Here is a 21,728-nt window from a genome sequence, read left to right as displayed (position 1 = left end):
TGAAGTGTATCTTTTGATATAAAAAGACGCATGAGTAAAAAGCGCAATTTTGTACTCATATGCTGTTACTTTGTATTACGAAATTGTGTAAATGATAAAAAATATAGATACATCATGATAGGGAGTATGAATAAAAGAAACATCACCTTCCAAAATCCCATTACCTATAAAATGAGGGAAGTTCAACATAATGGACATAAACGGTGCTTATACATGTAAAGTAAGAGGTCATGAAAATGAATAAAGACTGCTAATTTTCGTGCGCTTTGATTATGTAGAAATAGGGGGAAGTGACATGAAAGGTAATACTCCTAAGAAAATTTTATTTATTCAATCAGGAATTCCTTTTTATTATCCAATGATCGAAGCAGCAATTTTGAATAGTTTACAAAAGATAAACAGCGATACAAGTATGGTGAGTCCAGAAAAAGCTATAAAAACCGCGTTAAAAATGAAACCAGATTTTATTTTGGTATTAAGCGGTTTAAGTGAAGAATTTAATCATATTATGCCATTCTTAAAAAAGGCAGGGTTTACTACTGGGCTTTGGCTAACAGACGATCCTTATTATACGGATGTAACACAAAACGTTGTTCCGTTTTATGACTACATATTTACGCAAGATTTAAATTGTATCAAGTTTTATACGGCGATAGGATGTAAGAATGTATTTCATCTCCCGTTAGCAGCAAATCAAGATGTGTTTAAACCTTCTCTTAAAGAAGATACATATAAGTATGACCTTAGTTTTATAGGTACAGCATTTGAAAATAGAATTCACTTTGTTGATTCGATTGCAGAGTATTTAGTAGGGAAGAACATAAAAATTGTAGGATTCGGTTGGGAGAAGTTAAAGAATTATGAAAGATTAAAGGATAAAATACAACTCTTGCCACTTGCAAAGTATGAAGATGCGTTACATTTTTACGTATCTACTAAAATCAATATAAATTTGCATCGTTCACTAATTGATCAGGAATTGAATTGTAACTCTGCAAATATTCAAGCGTATTCCGTAAATAATAGGACGTTTGAAATTAATGCCGTAGGTTCTTTTCAATTAACTGATATACGTCCAGATATAGCAAAACATTACATACCAGGTGTTGAAATAGAAACTTTTAATAGTGCATCGGAGTTTATACAAAAAACAGAGTATTATTTGGAACATGTACAAGAAAGAAAACGTATAGCAAAAAATGGGCTGGATAGGACCTTGAAACACCACACATATGATAAACGAATCATACAATTATTAAACTATATTAATTTGAGGGGCGTGAAGATGTAGTCTAACCATCAACTTACATGAAATAGCATCGATTATACTTGAAGATAAGCGTTTAATGCACAGGGATAGACCAGAAGAGATTACTGAGGATGTTTTAAATTGGTTCATATAAAAAAGGTCCGTTGTTCGAATGCGAGCAACGGGCTTTCTTTTGAAAAACTGAATTTAAGAGTGATGGAGAGATAAGCAAGAGCATTACAGTTCTATTACCAATTCATTTTTTGATATAATGGATGCGTGGCAGAAAACAGATAGAAAGATACTGCTAGTAATTTATACTTAAATGTAGGGAGATTGAACAGAGTTATGGGGACAGAAAAAGAAATTAGTTCCGCTAAATTAATATGGAAGATGACGCGCCCGCATACGTTAACGGCGACGTTTTCTCCTGTAATTTTAGGAACAGTGGCATCACTTTATGTTGCCAAAATTGATTGGCTTTTATTTATTGCGATGATGGTTGCATGTTTAGCATTGCAAATAGCGACGAACTTATTTAATGAGTACTATGATTTCAAACGTGGATTAGATACAGCTGATTCTGTTGGAATTGGTGGCGGAATTGTCCGTCATGGATTGAAACCAAAAAATGTGTTAACAGTCGCACTTTTATTGTATGTACTAGCTGCACTTATCGGAATTTATATTTGTATGAATAGTAGCTGGTGGTTAGTCGTCATCGGTTTAATCGGAATGGCGGTTGGCTATTTATATACAGGTGGTCCATTACCAATTGCGTACACTCCGTTTGGAGAATTAGTTTCTGGCTTGTTAATGGGGACATGCTTTGTACTTATTGCCTTCTTTATTCAAACGAATACGATAACGACTGAAAGTGTATTGATTTCCATTCCAATTGGAATTTTAGTCGGTGCAATCAACATGTCAAATAACATCCGAGATATCGAAGAAGATATTAAAGGTGGAAGAAAGACATTAGTAATCCTCCTTGGCAGAGAAAAAGCTGTAGTAACACTAGCTGTAGCCTTTTTCGTTGCTTATTTATGGATTGCGGTAATTGTATTAATGGGTTATATAAGCCCTTGGGCATTAGTTATGTTCCTAGGTTTGAGAAAACCAATATCTGCAATTCAAAGTTTCCAAAAAGGTGCAAAGGATCCCGGATATATGCGCATCGCCATGAAATCAACAGCGATGACAAATACGATTTTCGGCTTCTTATTATCAGCAGGATTACTAATAAGTTACTTGTTTTAAATAAAAACCCCCAGTTTCTCAATTTTAATTTAGAAACTGGGGGTTTTATTTTGACTTTGCTTCATGTTAAAAACAGTTTCATTTGAAATGAAAATACCAATACATTGCAACTTCATCATTTGTCATATCCAAACCTTTATAAATAAGAAAATCAAATCCACCAATTACAAATCCACATTTTTCATAAAATTTACATGCTGCGACATTATTATTTTGCGTTTCAAGCATGATCCCGGGCATATTGCCTTCTTTTGCCCAATTCTTTGCTTGGTCAACTAATCTTTTACCAACTCCGAGTGTACGATATTTTTTATCCACTGTTATATCTTCTATGTAAGTATAGTGATTCCAATTCTTTTTCAATACTATGAATCCGATGATTTGGTTATGTAACAGTGCTATGTAAATTACTTGATTCGGTTTATTTATATAGTCATTGTAAGCAAGTGCTTCATTATCATATTGATTTTGCAAATAACTTTTTTCATAACGCGGAACGTCTTCTACTGTATATTCTATGCGTCTATTTACTTTGGAAAGAGAAAGAATTAACCGAGCATTCACTATAAAACTATCATCAATCTCCGGGAAATTGCCTACATCATTTTTTTCTAACTTTCTAATTAAAAGGTTCATCGGAGTACCTCCCAATAATATTATTTCTTCTGATTTTTTATTTGATTCAAATGAATTGCGATTACAAAATTATAATAGAATTTCAATGGTAAGGCTATCTCTGTATTTTATCTTTATACTAGCATGCTAGTATGAAAATATTGTTTAAAATGAAGCGGATTATTTTCAATTAAACTTCCAGAAAAATCATATAGTATCAACAGGGTTACTAAAAAATGAGATGATTTCATTAAAGAGTATTTTAGTGAAAGAAGGATTAAAGAAATGATCTTAGTTCTTTTCTAAAAGAGTGATTCCATTAAATCAATTCAGAGCATGTTCTGATTTATCTTTCTTCAGAGCATGCTTTTTGGGCTCGTTTCCATAAGTGTATTAGTACCAATTTAACAACTCATCAGTTACAAGTTACTTTTTGGATACCACACTTTAGAATAACTAACTTATAGAAAAAATTGAATAATTTTCATGTGTAAGGAGATTTTAAGAAGGATATAGAGGGGATATTTTCCTGTTGTTTTCTAGCCAAATGATTACTGACCCAAAAACCATGTGGTGGAACGGTTTCTAAAGCTTTTCTGTCAAGAAATCACTAACACTAAAGTTCAAGTATAAAAACATAAACCATTCGATAAATGGGGTAGTATGATGAAAAAACTTAGTAGAAATCGTTTGAGAAAAGATATTCAGGAACTTGAGAGTGCAAGTATGCAGATCCAACATGATCAAGAGTGTGAACTCAAGCAGAGTGTATGTGCGAATGAAGAAGTTTTGAGACAAGTTTTTGAAAATTGTTCCGATATTGTATTTCGTCCACTTCTCATAAATAGTCAAACTGAAATTCTTTTTATTTATATAGATGGATTAGTTGACACTAAGATTGTGGAACAAGTTGTTTTCAAACCAATGATGTTTGAAGGTTTGCCTAGTGGAGTAAAGAGTGAGGATTCGGTAGGAGAAATTATACAAAAACAGCTTATTGCGGTTTCTCAAGTAAAGACGATTTCAAAAGTTCATGAGGTTATAGAAGCGATATTGAAAGCGAATATCGTCATTTTAACAGAAGGAGAGAGTCAAGCTCTAGTCGCTGATTTAAAAGGGTTTGAAAAACGAGGTATTGAAGAACCGGCTGCCGAGATTTCTGTTCGTGGCCCTCGGGACGGATTTACCGAAACGTTAAGGGTGAATACGAGCCTAATTCGCCGAAGGATTCGGAGTCAAAGACTAAAAATGGAACCTTATTCGATTGGGGAATTATCACAGACAGATGTGGTAATTGCCTATATTGAGGGCATTGCACCCGATTCGGTTTTGGATGAAGTTCGCCAAAGGGTAAAGCGAATTCAAATTGATGGGGTGTTGGAGTCAGCTTTTATTGAAGAGTTTATCGAGGATCAACCCTTTTCTCCCTTTCCGCAAATTCAAAATACCGAGCGACCAGACGCGGTTTGTGCAAGTTTATTAGAAGGGAAAGTCGCCATTTTAGTCGATAATACACCTTTCGTTTTAATCGTTCCGATGACATTTTGGACGGGTTTGCAAGCAGCGGAGGATTATTATGAGCGCTCCATCTACACGACTTTTGTTCGATGGATACGTTTAATATTAATTAATATTTCATTATTTCTTCCGTCTCTCTATGTTGCTATTACAACTTTTCATCCGAAATTAATTCCGACAAATTTGCTTATTAGTATTGCAGCTGCGCGAGAAGGTATTCCTTTTCCTGCTGTTATAGAAGCACTAATGATGGAATTTTTATTTGAAGGTTTGAGGGAAGCGGGCGTTCGGTTACCAAAACCCGTTGGATCAGCAGTTAGCATTGTGGGGGCACTTGTTATCGGGCAAGCTGCTGTGCAAGCAGGTATTATTTCCGCACCTTTAGTTATTGTTGTGGCGACAACCGGTATTGCGTCATTTGCGTTCCCGCGCTACAACTTAGGAACAGCTTACCGGATGTTACGCTTTCCTATGCTGTTATTGGCAGGAATGCTTGGGCTATACGGTATAGCAATAAGTACCCTTGCGATTTTGATTCATTTAACTAACATTCGTTCTTTTGGCATTCCGTATTTAAGTCCAGTTGCGCCTCAGACTCCGCGTGATTTAAAGGATGTTTTTCTCCGAACGCCTCGTTGGAATATGACACACCGCCCAATAATGGTATCTGGTGAAGAGAAAGTTCGTTTTCCAGATGGACAAAAGCCAGATGAGAAACGGGGAGGGGGAACAGAATGAGTCTGCACAAGGCGCTCTCTATGATACTGGTCGTTTCATTATGCTTCTTGACGGGATGTTGGGATCGTACGGAGCTAAATGATCTGGCAATTGAATTAGGGTGGGGACTTGATCAAGCGAAGAATAATAAGGTTGAAATTAGTGCGCAGTTTATTATCCCATCAAAAATGGGAATGGGACAGAGCGGAAGAAGTAATGCAGGAAAATCGGTTTTTATAGAATCAGGAATTGGAAAGGATACACATGAAGCTGTACAAATGATGCAAACAAAAATGTCGAGAGAAATCTTTCGAGGGCACCAGCGTGTAATATTGATTGGAGAAAAAATGGCTAAAAATGGCCTCGCTTCAGTTTTAGATGCATATAGCCGCGATCCTGACATTCGATTACGAGCAGATGCGTTTGTAATAAAGGGGCATACTGCAAAAGAGTTTTTGAAAGCATCCATCCCCTTAGAATCTATCCCGGCACTTGGGGCACTGAAAGAGCATATGCAAATAGAGGCGTTAGGAGATATGTCTTTATTACATTTTCTTATTGCTAGTACGAGTGATGGAATCACTCCGATTTTACCCGTTATTAAACTAAATGTGTCTCATAAAAAAGGAAAAACTGAGGTCAAAGGGTTTCAAATTGTAGGCGGTGCTATATTTAACAACGATTTCAAATTGATAGGGTATTTAAACATGCAGGAATGGTTAACTACTCTTTGGATAGTGAATCGTTTAAGTAAACAGACGGTTACAGCAAGCGCCTCTAAAGGAAATGGTAGTGCAAGTTTATATATGACAAAAATCAATAGAAAAATTATACCTACTATACAAGGGGACACAATTAAGTGTGATATTGTTTTTTCTGGTGAAGGAACAATTCAGGAGAATAATACGAATTTAGATCTTTCGCAGCCAAAAAATATCACTCTTTTAGAACATGTATTGGAAAAACAATCTGAAAAGCAAGCTCTCCAAACTATTAAAAAGGTTCAAAAACAATACGGAACCGATATCTTTGGATTTGGGGAAGCCATTCATCGAAAATATCCATCCGAATGGAAAGGGCTAAAAAAGAATTGGAGTAAACAATTTCGAAAAGTGCAAGTTTCTGTTCATACAAAGCTTACTATTCGGAGAGTAGGACTGACTGGACCACCGTTGCAGTTAAAGAAAAACGAAATGAAAAAATAAGGAGGAATATAGAGTGTGAGAAATTCAATGAAAATCTCTGGCAGGCAAATTTTTTGGATGATGTTCACATTTGAAGTGGGACAATCACTCCTTCTAGTTATTCCAGCGACGATTCGCACTGCCAAACAAGATGCGTGGATTTCGATCTTGATTGCAGGGGGGATAGGGGTTGCTCTTACTTTTTTGGCAACTACACTTGGTTCGCTCTATCCGAAACAAACGTTAATTGAATTTAGTCAAACCATTCTTGGTAAATGGCTAGGAAAGCTGCTGCTGATTCCTTACTTCTTTGGATGGTACATGATAATTTGGATAACCGTCCGTGAATTTGGTGAGTTCATTATTATCGCTTTGTTTCATAATACACCTTTGTGGGTTATTGTCTTGACTGCGATGTTATTGCTCATTTTTATTATTTACCAAGGCGGGGTGGAGGGGGTTGGACGTTTAAGTGAAATTATAGGGCCAATTGTACTTTTAATGATAACGTTTGTAATCATTTTGAATATTGGCAATATGAATTGGGATTATATGCGGCCTATTTATCATGATTCTGGATGGCTTCCGATACTTAAAGGCTCCTATACTCCTGTAGCTGCATTTTTCGGGGAGGCTGTCATGATGATGATGTTCGTTTTCTTTATGGACAAACCAGAACAAGCGTCATCGCGGGCGATGTGGGGAGTAGGACTGGCCGTTTTCATGGTAACGATCGGAACATTAGCGGTCATTTTAACATTCGGTCCGAATCTATCTTCAAGTTTTTTGTATCCGGTTTACGATTTGAGCCGGTACATATCCGTCATGGAGTTCATTCAAAATGTAGATATTTTGATAGTAATTATTTGGTTTTTTAGTATTTTTGTTAAACTGGCGTTATACATGTTTATCGCTTGTTATGGAACAGCACAAATATTTCATTTAAAGGATTGGCGAAAAGTAGCTTTAGTTCTTGCTCCTATTTCGTTCATCATAGCTGTATCAGTTAAAAATATCCAAACATTTACCCATTATTACTACATATTTTTTGTAATTCCAATTGCATTTCCCGTCTATGAGCTAGGAATTCCTTTACTATTATTGGTGGTTGGTAAAATTCGAAGGAAATATGCATAAACCTAATCGGATAATGTGTTCGAATGAAGGTATGCATAGATTTTTGACGAAAATAAAACGAAATAGCCTACTCATCAGAGTAGGCTATTTCGTTTATGTATTATGTCACAAAAGTTTCCTTATTTTCCCCGGAATGTCCTTTTCAGAAATCTATGCAACAGAGTCTTTATAGTAAGAGTATCTTGTTAGGAATAACCCCAAAAACGTATATCGCCATATGAAAATTTATTTTAATCCTAAAGGATTCCTTAAAACGATTTCTATAAATTCTTCTCAATAATTGAAAATAAAATCAATCCAGATTATTATATTGTTATTGTAAATTCATTTTATTGAAGGAGGATACATAAATGAAAAACTCAAAAGGCTCTATTGAGTCAGAGATAAGTAAAGCAATTACGCACTGGGAAAAGGACTACCTAGGACGCGGGTCTATATCCGTTAAGACAGATATATTACGAGATATGATTATCGTAAATTTACAAGGTATTTTAACACCGGCTGAATATACTGTTTGCGAAACGAAAGACGGTATGCTAACGATAAAGAAAAATCGTTCGGAGCTAGTTGAATCTGGAATTGACGATTTGAAAGAGATCATACTAGAATTAACTGGAGAAAAAGTGAAAAGTTTTCATACGGATATAAGTTCTCGTACTGGTGAACGAGTAATGATTTTTAAATTGTTCCATAATCTTGAGGAGAAATTTTAAAAATTAAAATCACTGTAGGGGTAGTGGAAGATACACTAAAAATGCAGTGAGGTAATTAAGAAATCTACAAGTTGTGTACTTTATTTTATCTTATTAACAAGGTAATGATTAGAAAACAAGAAAACTTGAAATTATTTATGTATAATGAATTTTGATTCGCAAAACGGATAAATAAATTGACAAACTGCTTAATATGGTTTATCTTATAATTGTTTTAAAAATTAATAGATGCTTATTTTAACTGTTTGCTATAATTAAGGCTTTAGCATTTTTTTAATATGTAATATTGACTAAATGAAAAAGTTTCTTAATGAAAAGATAGCGCATAACATAAATTGATATATTGATTGCATAATCTAGGAGATCAGAGATATACTGTTATTTTTCATAGGAGTAATACATATATTACTATCCTCTATAAAATGGGAGCTCTTCAAAAAACTTTATTGAAGTTAGTTGAAGTGAAACCGACAATCTCCATAATTCAATGATGATATAAAATCATTGAATTATGGAAGTTGTCGGTTTTTTTTATGGAAAAAAACGATGTACGAAAAAGAGTGAATGAAAATTAAAATTAAAAAAACTATCGTAATGAAAAGGAATTTTTATAAGTTATTTTCGTTTGGAAGGGAGTATTTTACATGTTAATTTCGCTAAGTTCATCAACACTGTTAACATTATTTTTTATCGCGCTTAGTGCTTCTTGGCTAAGTGGATTATTGTTTTTACATGCAAGGATGCCTTTACGTTTTGTTCATATCCATATTGGTATCGCTGCTTTGCCTTCATTGGTTTCTTTACTTGCACTTGTTAATCACAATGGAGATAGAGTTGTGGGGCCTTGGCATCTAGATACTTTAGCTTGGTTCATGGCTTTCTTCGTTCTTACAATTGGTTTAATCATTCAGCGATTTTCTGTACGTTACTTAATGGGAGACCGCTCATATCGAAAATACTTTGCACTTTTTACATTTACTACAGGTGTATCTTCGGTTGCATGGTTAAGCGATGATCTTCGCTTCATGATTATGTGTTGGGGAGCAACTCTTATAGGATTGGTTCTACTCATCGGGCTAAATAAAGGGTGGAAGGTAGTTAGTGAAGCAACAAAAATCTCAGGCTATTTATTTACAATAAGTTGGATTGCCTTGCTATCAGCTATCATTTGGTTGTTTCAAATAACTGGACAGTGGCAGTTAACATCAGTTTTAACGAATGAAAATGTAGCTCAATTTGGAACATTGGAGAAAACAGGAATTAACTTATTGATTATAGTAGCTGTGATGATTCCAGCAGCACAATGGCCTTTCCAAAGATGGTTAATTGAATCAGCTGTTGCTCCAACTCCTGTTTCTGCTATTATGCATGCGGGTTTAGTAAATGCTGGCGGTATCATGTTAACTAGATTTTCGCCACTTTTTCATGATGATATTGCACAAATCATTTTACTCATTTTCTCTAGTATTTCTGTCTTAATAGGTACAGGAATTAGTTTAGTCCAAGTTGATTATAAACGTCAGCTAGTAGGTTCGACGATTGCACAAATGGGATTTATGCTGATTCAATGCGCATTAGGGGCCTATTTAGCAGCTGTTATTCATTTAATTTTACACGGTTTATTTAAAGCCACACTGTTTTTACAAGCTGGTTCTTCCGTACAACGTTTTGATGGAGTGAAGCAATCTAATGAAAAGATGTCCAATTTATGGATTATGTTCGGACGTGTTTTAGGATTATTTATAGCAATTGCTTTCTGGTTTATGACTTCTGGAGAGGGGTATGAATTAGTTAGTGCGTTAATCTTAGGATGGTCATTATACTTTTCGTGGAAACAGCTTGTTGTTTTTGGAGAGGGAAGAATGGGAAGAATTGCTGGCTTAATAGTTTTGAGTGGATTTTCTCTCATTTACTTTACTGTTCATAACTCTCTTTATAAATGGTTGCATACTGACATGTATCAAAGTGTTCAACCCTCAGCTCCAGCCGTTATTTTTGTTATATGTATCTTACTATTTAGTAGTGTTATTTGTACTTTCGTTACTCGTAATCAATCTTCTACTTTATTCGCTGTACTTTATCTTTGGTTAGTTCGAGTAGGTGAGGCGAGACGAAAGTCAGTAGAAAGTCACCCAAGCTATCTGAAACATTATGTATCAAAGGGAGGTAATTCGTGATGAGCATACAGTCAATCGTAACGAAAGAAACTTTAAAAAAGAAAGATACAAACATTGAAATACAAGAAAAGAATATGAATGATTTAGTTGAATCTGCTAGCCGAGTGATTGCACCACTTTGGCCTATCTCTACATTCGCAGCTCATCACCCTTGGATGGGGCTTGAAAAGCAATCATTTGAACAAGTCGCAAATTGGTTAAAAGAAGCTCGTAATGTAGATATTTATCCTAGTGCCTCCATGATTCATTCGGCAAAGGCGAAAGGTGAGATTGAGGAATCATTTTTACAAATAGGCTTGTCTCGTTGGCTTGATTCACAATCTTTTCATATTCCGCGAGAGACAGCAGAGCGTTTTTGCCAAGAAGCTTTAAAGTTAGAGAGATTACCTTCTAGTTTATTATCATCGCCAGAATTAAATAAATTAGCAGAAGAAATAAGTTATATAAATACAGGGAGTATGGAAGACTCTTCTATGCAACCAATCAGTTCACTTATAGAGAATCAAAAGGGTGACAACCTATCAGATGTTCTTAATTACCATATTATTAAATGGTGTAAATTATATCTTGATGACTCCGGATCAAGTTGGACGATGCCAAACCGAGAGAAAGGTTTGTATCGTGCATGGCATCACCTTATTACATTTGATCCAGCGCTCAGTAAAAATGAGCGTAAAGTTTTAAAAGATTGGCCACAGGATGCTCAGGGAGCTTTAACAAAAGCATTATCTGAACTAGGAATTCCTGAATCTAACAGGCAAGCTTACCTTGAAGGGCACTTACTTTCTTTGCCTGGGTGGGCAGGAATGATACGATGGCGCTCCCAACAATCAATTAAGGAACAGGCACTCGTTATAGAATATTTAGCAGTTCGAATTTCAATGGAGCTGGCTATTGTAAAACCTTATTTACCTTTAAAAAATCAAAAGGCTGAGAAAAAAGTTTCGATTGTCCCACTTATAGCTTCTTGGATCTATTGGGGGGATATTTCAACACGGGAATGGTTACAAATGTCTGCCACTGAACAAAGCGAATTATTAGCATTTGCTTATCGTTTTGATGAAAATACTCGTAAGAAACTTTGGCTGGAAGCTTGGGAACAGACGCATGCAGAGCAATTAAAGAAGAAGATTTCTTCTAAACAACGTGCAACGAATGATAAAAAGCGTGTAGTAGCTCAATTAGCATTTTGTATTGATGTCCGTTCAGAACCGTTTCGTCGCCACCTTGAAAAATTAGGTCCGTTTGAAACGTTTGGAATAGCTGGCTTCTTTGGGTTACCAATTGCGACTACTGAACTAGGCAGTAATAACAGCCATCCTTCTTTGCCAGTTATATTAAAACCGAAACATCAAATAAAAGAACTCGCGGATGAAAATGAATATAAATCTTATGAGCAACGTAAGAAGATAGACAGCTCAGTAAGTTATACGTTTAAGACGATGAAAAAAAATGTATTGACAAGTATGCTATTACCTGAGGTGAGTGGCCCTTTACTTGGTTTACAAATGATAACAAGGAGTTTTGTGCCAAGAAGAGTAGGTGGCTTCATTCGTAACCTTCGTAAAAATATGTTACAAAAACCTAATACAACATTCTCACTTAATCATGTCCATGATACAAAATGTGAGATACCTATCGGTTTTACGAAAGAAGAAAAAGTGAACTATGTGCGTCAAGCTTTAAAAATGGTGGGACTGACAGAAAAATTTGCTCCTTTAGTTGTAATGTGCGGACACAGTAGTCAAAGTACGAACAATCCTTATGCTGCAGCGCTTGAGTGTGGTGCGTGTGGCGGAGCAGCAGGAGGGTTCAATGCAAGAGTTTTTGCTACATTATGTAATCTTCCAGAAGTAAGAGAGGCATTGTCTGCTGAAGGCATTAAAATTCCTGAGGATACCATTTTTGCAGCAGCTGAACATAAAACAACAGTGGACGAATTGGAATGGATTTACGTTCCAGAACTTTCGGAAGCTGCGCAAGAAGCATTTGATAATATTGAGTCGGTTATGCCAAATGTGAGCCAACATGCAAATAGAGAGCGTTTAACACAATTGCCTAATTTTAAAATGAAAATAAAAAATCCGAGTAAAGAGGCACATCGATTTGCAGAAGATTGGAGTGAAATACGTCCGGAATGGGGATTAGCTCGTAATGCATCTTTTATTATCGGGCAGCGTGAATTGACTCAGGATTGTGACTTAGAAGGTAGGGCTTTCCTTCATAATTATGATTGGAAACAGGATGAAAATGGCGATATATTAGCTAGCATCATAGCGGGACCAGGAACAGTAGCGCAGTGGATCAATCTACAATATTACGCTTCAACTGTAGCTCCTCATTATTATGGTAGTGGAAACAAAACAACACAAACCGTTACGGCAGGTCTCGGTGTTATGCAAGGAAATGCAAGTGATTTGTTATCAGGCTTACCTTGGCAATCCGTTATGCAGTCAGATAGTGAAACGTATCACTCACCACTTCGTTTACTCATTGTAATTCAAGCGCCTACTAAATATATAGAACGTTTGCTAAATAATGATTTCACATTTCGAGAAAAAGTTCAAAATGGATGGGTCAGACTTGCAAGTGTTGATTCAGAGGGACGCTGGAAAAACTGGTAAAAATCATGTAATGAATCATTGTTACTAGCTTAAAAGTTTCATAAATACAATCATGAAGAAGGAGTGCTATATATGAGTTCAAAGCATAAAAAGGTTTTATTGTTAACAGAGATGGAACAAGGAATAGAGCCTATTATCCAACAAGTAACTAACATTCAACAAGAAAACATGTTGACTATACACAGCTACGATTCCGTAATTGTACATCCTTTTGGAGATATAATGAGATCTATTATTATTGCTATTTATGAAGAAAATGTGGAAGAAATTTTTGTTGTCGGAATAGAGGATAAAGAAACTAATGTAGTTAATCTACAAATTCAACGTGATTCTATAACAAATAACAAGGAACTAGACTATCTCTTTGAAAATTGTATGCCTGAATTTTCAAGTGGTAGCCTTGAGGAATGGCTAAGTGGAAAAGAAAATGTTAGTGAAAATATTGAGAAGAGTATAGATATGATTTGTCATCATCCACTAGTACCGTCTGATGTTAAAGTTCATGGTTTCAAGATTGATAGAACAGGGGAAAAAGAAACGGTTGTTAAAGTTTCTGTTAATAAAGTAGTGAAACAAATGTATTCTTATGTGTAAGTTATCGATAGATAAGCAACTTTTATTTGGTAGATACTATAATATGTTAAATATTTGGAGTTATTTCCTTTAAAAAGAGTAAAAGAAATCTTCTATAAATGGAGATCTTTTGCTCTTTTTATAATAAAAATAAAAAATTATTTGACGTTTTTTCGAAAAAATTTTTAAGACAAGGCTTTTAGGTTTATGAAAACCTTTATTCATGATAGCAAGATAATTTTGATAAGAAGTATATAGTAAGAATGATTTGGAGATACCGATGGGGATATAACTATTTTATTTAGGACGGTGCAATTAAAATGGATTTACAGAAAGGGAAATTATATTGGAACACGACTTTTTCTAATACACCTTCTTATCCTCGTTTGGACGAAGATATAAAATGTGACGTACTAATAATAGGAGCAGGAAGTTCGGGTGCTCAATCAGCATACTATTTGAGTGAATCAGATTTAAATATTGTTATCGTTGATAAAAGAAAGGTAGGACATGGAAGTAACCTTACAAATACAGCACTTATTCAATATTTAGGTGATAAGATGTTTTATGAACTTGTAAATACATTTGGGGAAGAGTATGCAGTTAAGCATATGAAATTATGTGAACAAGCTATTAATGATATTGAATATGCTGATCAAAACTTGCCTTATTGCTCTGACTTTAAACGACGTGACAGCTTATATTATGCAAGTTATGAAGAGGATATAAAGAAATTAGAAAAGGAACTGTATTATTTACATAAGCATGATTTTAAAGCGGTTTGGTTATCAGAAAAACAAATTGGACAGAGATATCCATTTAAAAAACGTGCAGCTATTTATACGTATAATGATGGTGAAATAAATCCTTATAAATTTACACATAGTTTATTAGAACAAGCCTCTAATAAAGGAGTTCACATTTATGAAGATACAGAGATTGTTGGCAAAAAGTTAGAGAAAGAATGTGCTATCTTTTATACAAAGGAGGGCAATTCTATTACTGCCAATAAAGTAATTGTGGCTGCAGGATATGAAGGATTGGAATTTAAAAAGGAAAAGAACGCTACACTGATTAGCTCATATGCAATTGTTACTAATCCTGTGGAAGATTTATCTTCTTGGTATAAACGCACTCTCATTTGGGAAACTGCGAGACCATATATTTATATGAGAACTACTGTAGATAATAGGATTATTATAGGTGGATTAGATGAAGATACAAACATTGCTCAAGAAAGAGATTCAAAATTAATCCATAAAAAAGAGAAATTAGTGAATGAATTTAATAAGCTCTTTCCCAATATAACAGTTGAACCTGAATTTTATTTAAGTGCTTTTTATGGTGGTACTCATGATGGTTTACCTATAATTGGAATGTATGAAGAATTTCCAAATTGTCACTTTATCTATGCGTATGGAGATAATGGATTAGTTTATAGTATGGTACTTTCTAAAATTGTTCGAGATATAATTATTAACGGTTCAAGTCCAGATTTGAGTTTATATTTACAAACTAGACCAAAACTAAATGAGTAAACTGCATGTATACAAAATCATAGTAGTAAGGAGCTTATTTAGGATTCCATTATAAAAAAAGCTATTTTAAATGTATTAGTTTCATGTGACTATTTGTTATGTTTATGAATGCTTAATTAAAGCATTCATAAACAATATTATTTGTTAAATCCATTCATTTTACTAAGTTCAGTTATTTGTATAATCCATTCTTTTTTTAGGTAGGGTAGAGTTGCTTGGATATGATGATATTCCCATTCTTCCTCAATGGTAGGGTAAAGATTAAATAAGTATTTTTCTTCATCATTTGTTACACTTGCTTTAGGATTGCCAGTAAGTTTAAAATAAATGTCGCACCATCGGCTATAGTTTGTTAACATGAATAAAAAATTAGGACATGTGAATTCGATGAGGTATATTTCTTTCTCTAATTGAATATCTGATAGTAATTCTCTTGCAGTCTCATAAGTAGGCTTCTTTTGGTAACCATTGCATGAATGCCATGCCCAAATGGGTAAATCTATAATAAAGTCAATACCTTTCTGTTTCATGCGTCTTACAATGTATTTATATGCTGTGCAATCTTCTTTACTAACAAAAATAGGATCGGCTATAAGCTTACCTTCATTCAAAAGTGTATTTATGGCATTTTGGTTTTGAAAAGTCCATAGGATTGTTGAATCTATAGATGTATTTAAGTTTGATTGTTTATAAAATTGTTTTTTCATCTTTCTCTCCATTTTCTTTTTTATTTTATAAGAGTTTAAGATAAGTACAAAGTGCATTATATTTTTATCTTTATTAAGAGTTGGAAAAATCCATTAAAGATAGAAGAGTTTGTTTGCAATTACAAAAAATGATTCTTATAATCATTTAAAAATAACAGAAGTATTTGTTCTAATAAAGAATGAATTGTGCTTTAAGAATTAGAAAGGATAGCCATGCAAAATAAAATCATCGTTATGTTTCAAAAAGATTTTCGTTTATATGATAACCCAGCTCTATTTGAAGCGGCTCAGTCCGGTGAGGTTGTTCCGGTATATGTACATGATGAAACTTTTTCAATAGGAAGTGCGTCAAAGTGGTGGCTACACCATACTATAATAGATGTAAAGAGGCAACTTGAGGCATTGGGATCTACTTTAATAATCCGCAAAGGAAATACACTGGAAGAAATACTTTCTCTCATAAAACAGTTAGGTATAACGGCTGTATATTGGAATATTTGTTATGATCCGGAAAGATTACAATTTAATCAAAAAATGAAAATGATGTTAGAAGATAAAGGTATTACCTGTAAGGAATTTAATTCGCATTTATTATTAGAACCGTGGATTATTAAAAAGAAAGATAACACTGAATATAAGGTTTTTACGCCTTTTTATAATGCATTTCAAAAGCAGGTAATATCTAAACCTATTAGTAAAGTGCAGAGTATAAAATGGGGAAGTTCTTTACCAGCAAGTTTATCTGTTTCAGAATTACACTTGTTGCCGACTATACCGTGGACATCTCATATGGAATCAATATGGGAGCCTACAGAAGAAGGGGCATACAAAACATTCAAGAAATTTTTCTCTAGCAAATTAGTCTCTTATAGTGAAGGAAGGGATTTTCCAAATCAAAATGCTCATTCGATGTTGGCACCGTACCTTTCATTTGGTCAAATATCAGTAAAGCTAATGTATCATTACTTAATAAATAAAAGTAACGAAAAACAATGTAGTCTTTTTGAACAACAAGTGAATAGCTTTATACGTCAATTCATTTGGCGAGAGTTTTCTTATTATTTGCTATATCATTATCCATTTACAGTATATAAACCTCTTAATAAGAACTTTGAACATTTTCCGTGGAATAATGAAGAGGAGTTATTAAGAGTGTGGCAGAAGGGCGAAACTGGTTATCCGTTTATTGATGCAGGAATGCGGGAGTTATGGCAAACAGGTTTTATGCATAACCGAGCAAGAATGGCTGTGGCTTCTTTTCTTGTAAAGCATTTGTTAATTCCGTGGCAAGAAGGGGCAAAATGGTTTATGGATACATTACTAGATGCTGATATTGCAAATAATACAATGGGGTGGCAATGGGTTGCTGGAAGTGGAGCAGATGCATCACCGTACTTTCGTATTTTTAACCCGATCACACAAGGTGAAAAGTTTGATAAAGATGGGGAGTATATAAGAAAATGGGTACCAGAATTAAGAGATATGCCTAATAAATATATACATAAACCGTGGGAAGCACCTGAGCATATTTTACAAAAAGCCAATATAAAGCTAGGAGATACATACCCTTTGCCAGTTGTTGATCATAAGGCAGCACGAGAGAGAGCCCTTTGTGCATATAAAAGTATGAAAGAATTTATATAAAATACACGAGTCAATATGAATTTGATATGTAAAGGTTATAATATCTATTTACGTATTAAAGTTGTATTCATTGAAAGAGCATACGAATCATATAGAGTTTCTAAAACCTTCTATTAAAAAGGAGAATGTTTATGAAAAAATCTAGTATTATAGTATTTTTACTAACATATGGTTTGTTTTATGTTTCTAGTGTTTTATATCCTATTGATCGTACTTGGTATGATGTGTTAGAAAAGCCGTCTTGGACACCTCCTGGTATGACAATCGGAATGATATGGGTTGTATTATTTGGACTTATTGCATTATCAGTTACAATTATTTACAACAACTATGGATTCAAGCCAAAAACATTTTGGTTTTTATTCCTTTTAAATTATATATTCAATCAAGCGTTCAGCTATTTTCAATTTAGCCAAAAGAATTTGTTTTTAGCAACAGTAGATTGTTTACTAGTCGCTATTACTACGTTACTTCTCATTATGTTTTCTTCCAATTTATCTAAAGTATCGGCATGGTTGCTAATCCCGTATTTTTTATGGACTACATTTGCTACATATTTATCTTGGACCATTTATAGTATGAATTAAAGACGTAAATGAAAACTTGAGCATAATAAAAATGCTCGAGTTTTTATGCTTATTAATGATAATCTAAAGTATAGAATATATACATCTTAGGGAGGCCATATGTGTGAAGAAATGGATAAAAATTACGCTGTACTCTTTACTTGGTATTTTACTTATAGGAAGTATTAGTTTTTTTGTTTGGTCTCAGTTTAGTTACAAACCGACGAAAGAGGCTTTGTCGTTAGTGGATGATAAAAAAGATGAAGATTATATAGCTTTTGGAGAGAAAGATGCGAAAATAGGTGTTATTTTTTATCAAGGAGCGAAAGTAGAAGCCGAGGCTTATAGTTATTTAGGAGAAGCTCTTGCGAAAGATGGACATTTTGTAGTAATGCCTAAATTACCATTAAACTTAGCGATACTTGGAATCAATGAGGTAGATAGTGTAATTGAAAAGTATCCGGAAGTTCAAAAATGGTATGTTGCGGGGCATTCAATGGGCGGAGCTATGATTTCTAAGTATGCCTTTCAACATGAAGAAAAGGTAGACGGGATTATTTTCTTAGGTTCGTATCCTGCAGATGACTTCTCTACTAAGTCGATTCCAATGTTATCAATTTACGGGGAAGTAGATGCTTTAGCAACTGTAGAAAAAATAGAGAACAATAAAAAGTTAATGTCAAAGAATACAACTATGCACATGATAAAAGGGGGCAATCATGCTCATTTTGGCATGTATGGCGAGCAAAAAGGTGATAATGCGAGTTTAATTACGCCAAAAGCACAACGAGATGAAACAGTGAAAGTAATGGAAGAATGGCTATTGAAACAATGATAACGAATTTAATAAATCTACCGAAAGAATTCTCTAAACGATAGGTGGGAGAGATAATAAAGAGCCAACTCGTACGAATTGGCTCTTTTATTTATTTGCCATCTCCAATTGTCCCCTTATTTTCTCCGGAATATCCTTTTCAGCGATAAGATCGTAAGAATACACATACTTTCCTTTTACATGAATTTTCAAGTAAGTTTTTCTTATAAAATCATTAGGGGTGTTCGTTCCCACTTTATATTCTTTCTCATTGCTTAATTCATCGACATCTTTTAGTGAGTAAATAGCCTGGCCTTTATAATGATAATCTGGAATGCCATACCCCTGCGCAACGGCGTATACATTTTTTTCTTCAGCAATCGGATTAAATCTGTCTAAATCCCCGCGTAATATGAAAGGTAGTAAGTATATAGGAAGACCTATTCCTATTATGCAAATTACAAATTTCTTCATGATCGTTTCTCCTCTTGTTAAATTACTTATTTTAAGTATAGGAAAAAATTCTTATGAATTTAGAAGTGAATTTCTTAAGTTTTTCTTAAATAGGTGTTTAAAGGAGGGATAACAGTGTATGGTTATTCTTTCATGCAAATCGTATTATTTTTTATCCCGCGAAAATGTTTTTTTCATTAGATAATTACTTTACCAAGAATCGGGATGTTTGCGGATACATTTATTTTTGGGATACATAATTATATTTAGAGAATACCCAGTTACAGTATTTGAACTTTTAATAAGAAGGGATGCGAAGGAATGAACTCACAGAGACAAGGCTATGCAGGCTGGTGGCAAGGCGGACACGGTGGTTGGCCGGGTGGACACGGTGGTTGGCAAGGTGGACACGGTGGTTGGCAAGGTGGACACGGTGGTTGGCAAGGTGGACACGGTGGTTGGCAAGGTGGACACGGTGGTTGGCCGGGCGGACACGGTGGTTGGCAAGGCGGACACGGTGGTTGGCAAGGTGGACATGGTGGTTGGCAAGGCGGACATGGTGGTTGGCCGGGCGGACACGGTGGTTGGCAAGGCGGACATGGTGGCTGGCAAGGCGGACATGGATATTAAAAAGATACTATAAAATCATTTTTTTATGCAAAGTTTGTATATTTAGTATGATTGTATATTTTCATTTGTATAGTAAGGATATAATGAAAACAGCAAAAAAATCCTGTGAAGTAAGGATTCTATACGTAAAATGAAAGCAGTGGAAATGTCAAAAGAACAAAAGACATCGCTTTTTATTATTCAAGGAGAACGAGACTATCAAGTTCAATCGAAAATCGAAATCCCTCTTTGGAAAGAATAACTAAAAGAACGAGGTAACGTTGATTATCGACTATATCCAAAGTTAAATCATTTCTTTACAGAGGGTGATGGGGAAATAAGTAAACCAGATGAATATTATGTCCTGCTAATATCCCCGAGTATGTTATAAATGATATTGCTGCTTGGGTGCAAGGAAGATTGCAATTAAATTAGCAACCATATGTTTTAATAAAGACTTTCTTTCTGCGATTAAAATAGAAACATTACTATTAGGTTATATTTTTTAAAAACACTCTTTGAAAAGGAGTGTTTTTTATTTTTCTAAATAGAAATTTTCTATAAAATAAGGGACATGCCTTTTACACAAATCGTTATTTGTAACACTGCTATCAAAGGAAAGTGCTCGTGACATCTCTTTAATATTCAAAAACATTAATAATCTATCGTGTGAAATTTTTTGAAAATTTAGGTTTAACATTTTTAAAATAGGTGTATTACATATTACATAACAACTAAATAAAAAATCTAAAGGAGGAAAAATAAGATGCATAAGAATGAAAGAAAACCGGTGGTTCATGAATATGATAATGAACAGGAAGTAGTTATGAAAGTAAAAGAGCTAGAATTGCAAGGGATTCACCAAGATGACATTTACGTCTTAACACATGAAAAACATATAACAAAAAAGATTGCGGATGATACAAACATAAATACGATTGGAGTAAAAGAACAAGGATTGGGCACAAGTATTATCAACTTTTTCTCCAAAAAAGGGGACGAGCTCCGAAATCAAATGGAAGAAATGGGGTTGTCGAAGGAGGAAGCTAACTTATATGAAGAAAAACTAGATCAAGGGAGAATTTTACTCCTAGTAACAGATGAAACACTAACGGCGAGTGATAGGCAACCGCAAAACTATCATTCTCTCTAATAGATTGCAATAGGTAAGGTAATTATTTTAGCTTGTAGCATGGAAGAAAATAAAAGTGGAGAAGGGTGAGAAAAAATGAAACATACAATATTTAAATACGCTATGATTGGGATTACGACTGGAGTTATAGTCTCCTTATTAAAAAAGGAAAATCGGAAAGCGATACAAACAAAAGGAAAAAGCGTAAAAGAAAAATTGCAAGAAGGAAACATAAAGGAAACATTGGAGAAGGTAACCGAAACAAGTAAACAATTCTCTGTAACTGCAGCTAATGTTGCAAAACAAACATTACCACAACTGCTTACAGCCACACCAGTTGTCATTTCTACCATTAAAGACTTAACAGAAAACGAAACGAACAAAAAGAAAACAGATGAAAAGGATAACGAAATAAATCAAAACAGTAAGGACATAGACGGAGAAAAAACGAAAAATGAAAAGAAATATATGAAAGAAGAGAGTGCTTAGATTTAATTC

20 protein-coding genes and 1 pseudogene are annotated in these 21,728 nt (G+C 34.4%); 17 read left to right on the top strand and 4 right to left on the bottom strand.

What is annotated here, in order from left to right; all coding sequences use genetic code 11:
• Positions 1 to 295 precede the first annotated feature (295 nt).
• Together NLJ82_RS14915 and menA are read left to right on the top strand one after the other, a co-directional pair.
• Positions 296 to 1,291, top strand: coding sequence for a CgeB family protein (locus tag NLJ82_RS14915; protein WP_000678139.1), 996 nt, complete (start codon positions 296 to 298; stop codon positions 1,289 to 1,291).
• Between the two features lie 306 nt (positions 1,292 to 1,597).
• A complete protein-coding gene (gene menA / locus NLJ82_RS14910; protein ID WP_000536372.1) occupies positions 1,598 to 2,509 on the top strand; it encodes a 1,4-dihydroxy-2-naphthoate polyprenyltransferase in 912 nt (303 codons plus the stop codon).
• A gap of 78 nt (positions 2,510 to 2,587) precedes the next feature.
• Here the strand turns inward: menA and satA are convergent, their stop codons facing one another.
• The gene (gene satA / locus NLJ82_RS14905) at positions 2,588 to 3,145 is read right to left on the bottom strand and encodes a streptothricin N-acetyltransferase SatA (RefSeq protein WP_001050472.1); all 558 of its coding nucleotides are present in this window, start codon (positions 3,143 to 3,145) and stop codon (positions 2,588 to 2,590) included.
• Positions 3,146 to 3,787: 642 nt separating this feature from the next.
• On the opposite strand from satA, the gene NLJ82_RS14900 reads away from it, so the two are divergent.
• The 8 genes from NLJ82_RS14900 (at position 3,788) to NLJ82_RS14865 (ending at position 15,305) form a co-directional block, all read left to right on the top strand.
• Positions 3,788 to 5,380, top strand: coding sequence for a spore germination protein (locus NLJ82_RS14900; protein ID WP_041185180.1), 1,593 nt, complete (start codon positions 3,788 to 3,790; stop codon positions 5,378 to 5,380).
• Complete coding sequence (locus NLJ82_RS14895; protein WP_000052122.1) at positions 5,377 to 6,564, top strand: Ger(x)C family spore germination protein; 1,188 nt, start codon at positions 5,377 to 5,379, stop codon at positions 6,562 to 6,564. Before NLJ82_RS14900 ends, NLJ82_RS14895 begins: the two co-directional genes overlap by 4 nt.
• A gap of 27 nt (positions 6,565 to 6,591) precedes the next feature.
• Complete coding sequence (locus NLJ82_RS14890; protein ID WP_002027996.1) at positions 6,592 to 7,680, top strand: GerAB/ArcD/ProY family transporter; 1,089 nt, start codon at positions 6,592 to 6,594, stop codon at positions 7,678 to 7,680.
• Positions 7,681 to 8,030: 350 nt separating this feature from the next.
• Positions 8,031 to 8,393 carry a Na-translocating system protein MpsC family protein gene (locus tag NLJ82_RS14885; protein WP_000798158.1) on the top strand — a complete coding sequence of 121 codons (363 nt, stop codon included), beginning with the start codon at positions 8,031 to 8,033 and terminating at the stop codon, positions 8,391 to 8,393.
• Between the two features lie 644 nt (positions 8,394 to 9,037).
• Positions 9,038 to 10,570 (top strand): NADH dehydrogenase subunit 5, encoded by a 1,533-nt coding sequence (locus NLJ82_RS14880; RefSeq protein ID WP_000908900.1) that lies wholly within the window; start codon positions 9,038 to 9,040, stop codon positions 10,568 to 10,570.
• Positions 10,570 to 13,194, top strand: a complete 2,625-nt coding sequence (locus tag NLJ82_RS14875; RefSeq protein WP_000027422.1) for a DUF2309 domain-containing protein — start codon at positions 10,570 to 10,572, stop codon at positions 13,192 to 13,194. Before NLJ82_RS14880 ends, NLJ82_RS14875 begins: the two co-directional genes overlap by 1 nt.
• Before the next feature lie 72 nt (positions 13,195 to 13,266).
• Entirely contained in the window at positions 13,267 to 13,788 is a 522-nt protein-coding gene (locus tag NLJ82_RS14870; RefSeq protein WP_000095513.1) for a carbonic anhydrase, read from the top strand.
• A 299-nt stretch (positions 13,789 to 14,087) separates the two neighbouring features.
• Positions 14,088 to 15,305, top strand: coding sequence for an NAD(P)/FAD-dependent oxidoreductase (locus tag NLJ82_RS14865; protein WP_000365637.1), 1,218 nt, complete (start codon positions 14,088 to 14,090; stop codon positions 15,303 to 15,305).
• Between the two features lie 137 nt (positions 15,306 to 15,442).
• On the opposite strand, the gene NLJ82_RS14860 is transcribed toward NLJ82_RS14865, so the two are convergent.
• On the bottom strand, positions 15,443 to 16,012 hold the full coding sequence (locus NLJ82_RS14860) for a DUF3841 domain-containing protein (protein ID WP_000743892.1): 570 nt from the start codon (positions 16,010 to 16,012) through the stop codon (positions 15,443 to 15,445).
• Positions 16,013 to 16,225: 213 nt separating this feature from the next.
• Here NLJ82_RS14860 and NLJ82_RS14855 point away from each other — a divergent pair, with 213 nt between their 5' ends.
• From NLJ82_RS14855 to NLJ82_RS14845, 3 genes are all read left to right on the top strand, one after another.
• On the top strand, positions 16,226 to 17,656 hold the full coding sequence (locus NLJ82_RS14855; RefSeq protein WP_001179953.1) for a cryptochrome/photolyase family protein: 1,431 nt from the start codon (positions 16,226 to 16,228) through the stop codon (positions 17,654 to 17,656).
• Between the two features lie 131 nt (positions 17,657 to 17,787).
• On the top strand, positions 17,788 to 18,243 hold the full coding sequence (locus tag NLJ82_RS14850) for a TspO/MBR family protein (RefSeq protein ID WP_000749761.1): 456 nt from the start codon (positions 17,788 to 17,790) through the stop codon (positions 18,241 to 18,243).
• 103 nt (positions 18,244 to 18,346) lie between these two features.
• Positions 18,347 to 19,057, top strand: coding sequence for an alpha/beta hydrolase (locus NLJ82_RS14845; RefSeq protein ID WP_000758832.1), 711 nt, complete (start codon positions 18,347 to 18,349; stop codon positions 19,055 to 19,057).
• 87 nt (positions 19,058 to 19,144) lie between these two features.
• On the opposite strand, the gene NLJ82_RS14840 is transcribed toward NLJ82_RS14845, so the two are convergent.
• Complete coding sequence (locus NLJ82_RS14840; protein ID WP_000714883.1) at positions 19,145 to 19,510, bottom strand: YxeA family protein; 366 nt, start codon at positions 19,508 to 19,510, stop codon at positions 19,145 to 19,147.
• Between the two features lie 300 nt (positions 19,511 to 19,810).
• Between NLJ82_RS14840 and NLJ82_RS14835 the strand changes: the two genes are divergently transcribed.
• Entirely contained in the window at positions 19,811 to 20,119 is a 309-nt protein-coding gene (locus NLJ82_RS14835) for a hypothetical protein (RefSeq protein WP_001088218.1), read from the top strand.
• 115 nt (positions 20,120 to 20,234) lie between these two features.
• Positions 20,235 to 20,533, top strand: a pseudogene (locus NLJ82_RS14830) (alpha/beta hydrolase); the annotation flags it as partial.
• A gap of 100 nt (positions 20,534 to 20,633) precedes the next feature.
• On the opposite strand, the gene NLJ82_RS14825 reads toward NLJ82_RS14830, so the two are convergent.
• Positions 20,634 to 20,732 (bottom strand): acyl dehydratase, encoded by a 99-nt coding sequence (locus tag NLJ82_RS14825; RefSeq protein ID WP_080445125.1) that lies wholly within the window; start codon positions 20,730 to 20,732, stop codon positions 20,634 to 20,636.
• Positions 20,733 to 20,864: 132 nt separating this feature from the next.
• On the opposite strand from NLJ82_RS14825, the gene NLJ82_RS14820 reads away from it, so the two are divergent.
• Positions 20,865 to 21,251 carry a YflT domain-containing protein gene (locus tag NLJ82_RS14820; protein ID WP_000549422.1) on the top strand — a complete coding sequence of 129 codons (387 nt, stop codon included), beginning with the start codon at positions 20,865 to 20,867 and terminating at the stop codon, positions 21,249 to 21,251.
• 75 nt (positions 21,252 to 21,326) lie between these two features.
• On the top strand, positions 21,327 to 21,719 hold the full coding sequence (locus NLJ82_RS14815; RefSeq protein ID WP_000683204.1) for a hypothetical protein: 393 nt from the start codon (positions 21,327 to 21,329) through the stop codon (positions 21,717 to 21,719).
• Positions 21,720 to 21,728: the final 9 nt, after the last annotated feature.

The organism is Bacillus paranthracis (assembly GCF_024296885.1).
Taxonomy (GTDB): Bacteria; Bacillota; Bacilli; order Bacillales; family Bacillaceae_G; genus Bacillus_A; species Bacillus_A paranthracis.
The sequence above is the reverse complement of the archived record's forward strand: the minus strand, read 5'-3'. Positions and strand labels throughout refer to the sequence as shown.

Coding starts and splice junctions, on each gene's coding strand:
- NLJ82_RS14915 (WP_000678139.1), top strand. CDS start 296: ATGAAAGGTAATACTCCTAAGAAAATTTTATTTATTCAATCAGGAATT.
- menA (WP_000536372.1), top strand. CDS start 1,598: ATGGGGACAGAAAAAGAAATTAGTTCCGCTAAATTAATATGGAAGATG.
- satA (WP_001050472.1), bottom strand. CDS start 3,145: ATGAACCTTTTAATTAGAAAGTTAGAAAAAAATGATGTAGGCAATTTC.
- NLJ82_RS14900 (WP_041185180.1), top strand. CDS start 3,788: ATGATGAAAAAACTTAGTAGAAATCGTTTGAGAAAAGATATTCAGGAA.
- NLJ82_RS14895 (WP_000052122.1), top strand. CDS start 5,377: ATGAGTCTGCACAAGGCGCTCTCTATGATACTGGTCGTTTCATTATGC.
- NLJ82_RS14890 (WP_002027996.1), top strand. CDS start 6,592: ATGAAAATCTCTGGCAGGCAAATTTTTTGGATGATGTTCACATTTGAA.
- NLJ82_RS14885 (WP_000798158.1), top strand. CDS start 8,031: ATGAAAAACTCAAAAGGCTCTATTGAGTCAGAGATAAGTAAAGCAATT.
- NLJ82_RS14880 (WP_000908900.1), top strand. CDS start 9,038: ATGTTAATTTCGCTAAGTTCATCAACACTGTTAACATTATTTTTTATC.
- NLJ82_RS14875 (WP_000027422.1), top strand. CDS start 10,570: ATGAGCATACAGTCAATCGTAACGAAAGAAACTTTAAAAAAGAAAGAT.
- NLJ82_RS14870 (WP_000095513.1), top strand. CDS start 13,267: ATGAGTTCAAAGCATAAAAAGGTTTTATTGTTAACAGAGATGGAACAA.
- NLJ82_RS14865 (WP_000365637.1), top strand. CDS start 14,088: ATGGATTTACAGAAAGGGAAATTATATTGGAACACGACTTTTTCTAAT.
- NLJ82_RS14860 (WP_000743892.1), bottom strand. CDS start 16,012: ATGAAAAAACAATTTTATAAACAATCAAACTTAAATACATCTATAGAT.
- NLJ82_RS14855 (WP_001179953.1), top strand. CDS start 16,226: ATGCAAAATAAAATCATCGTTATGTTTCAAAAAGATTTTCGTTTATAT.
- NLJ82_RS14850 (WP_000749761.1), top strand. CDS start 17,788: ATGAAAAAATCTAGTATTATAGTATTTTTACTAACATATGGTTTGTTT.
- NLJ82_RS14840 (WP_000714883.1), bottom strand. CDS start 19,510: ATGAAGAAATTTGTAATTTGCATAATAGGAATAGGTCTTCCTATATAC.
- NLJ82_RS14835 (WP_001088218.1), top strand. CDS start 19,811: ATGAACTCACAGAGACAAGGCTATGCAGGCTGGTGGCAAGGCGGACAC.
- NLJ82_RS14825 (WP_080445125.1), bottom strand. CDS start 20,732: ATGTCACGAGCACTTTCCTTTGATAGCAGTGTTACAAATAACGATTTG.
- NLJ82_RS14820 (WP_000549422.1), top strand. CDS start 20,865: ATGCATAAGAATGAAAGAAAACCGGTGGTTCATGAATATGATAATGAA.
- NLJ82_RS14815 (WP_000683204.1), top strand. CDS start 21,327: ATGAAACATACAATATTTAAATACGCTATGATTGGGATTACGACTGGA.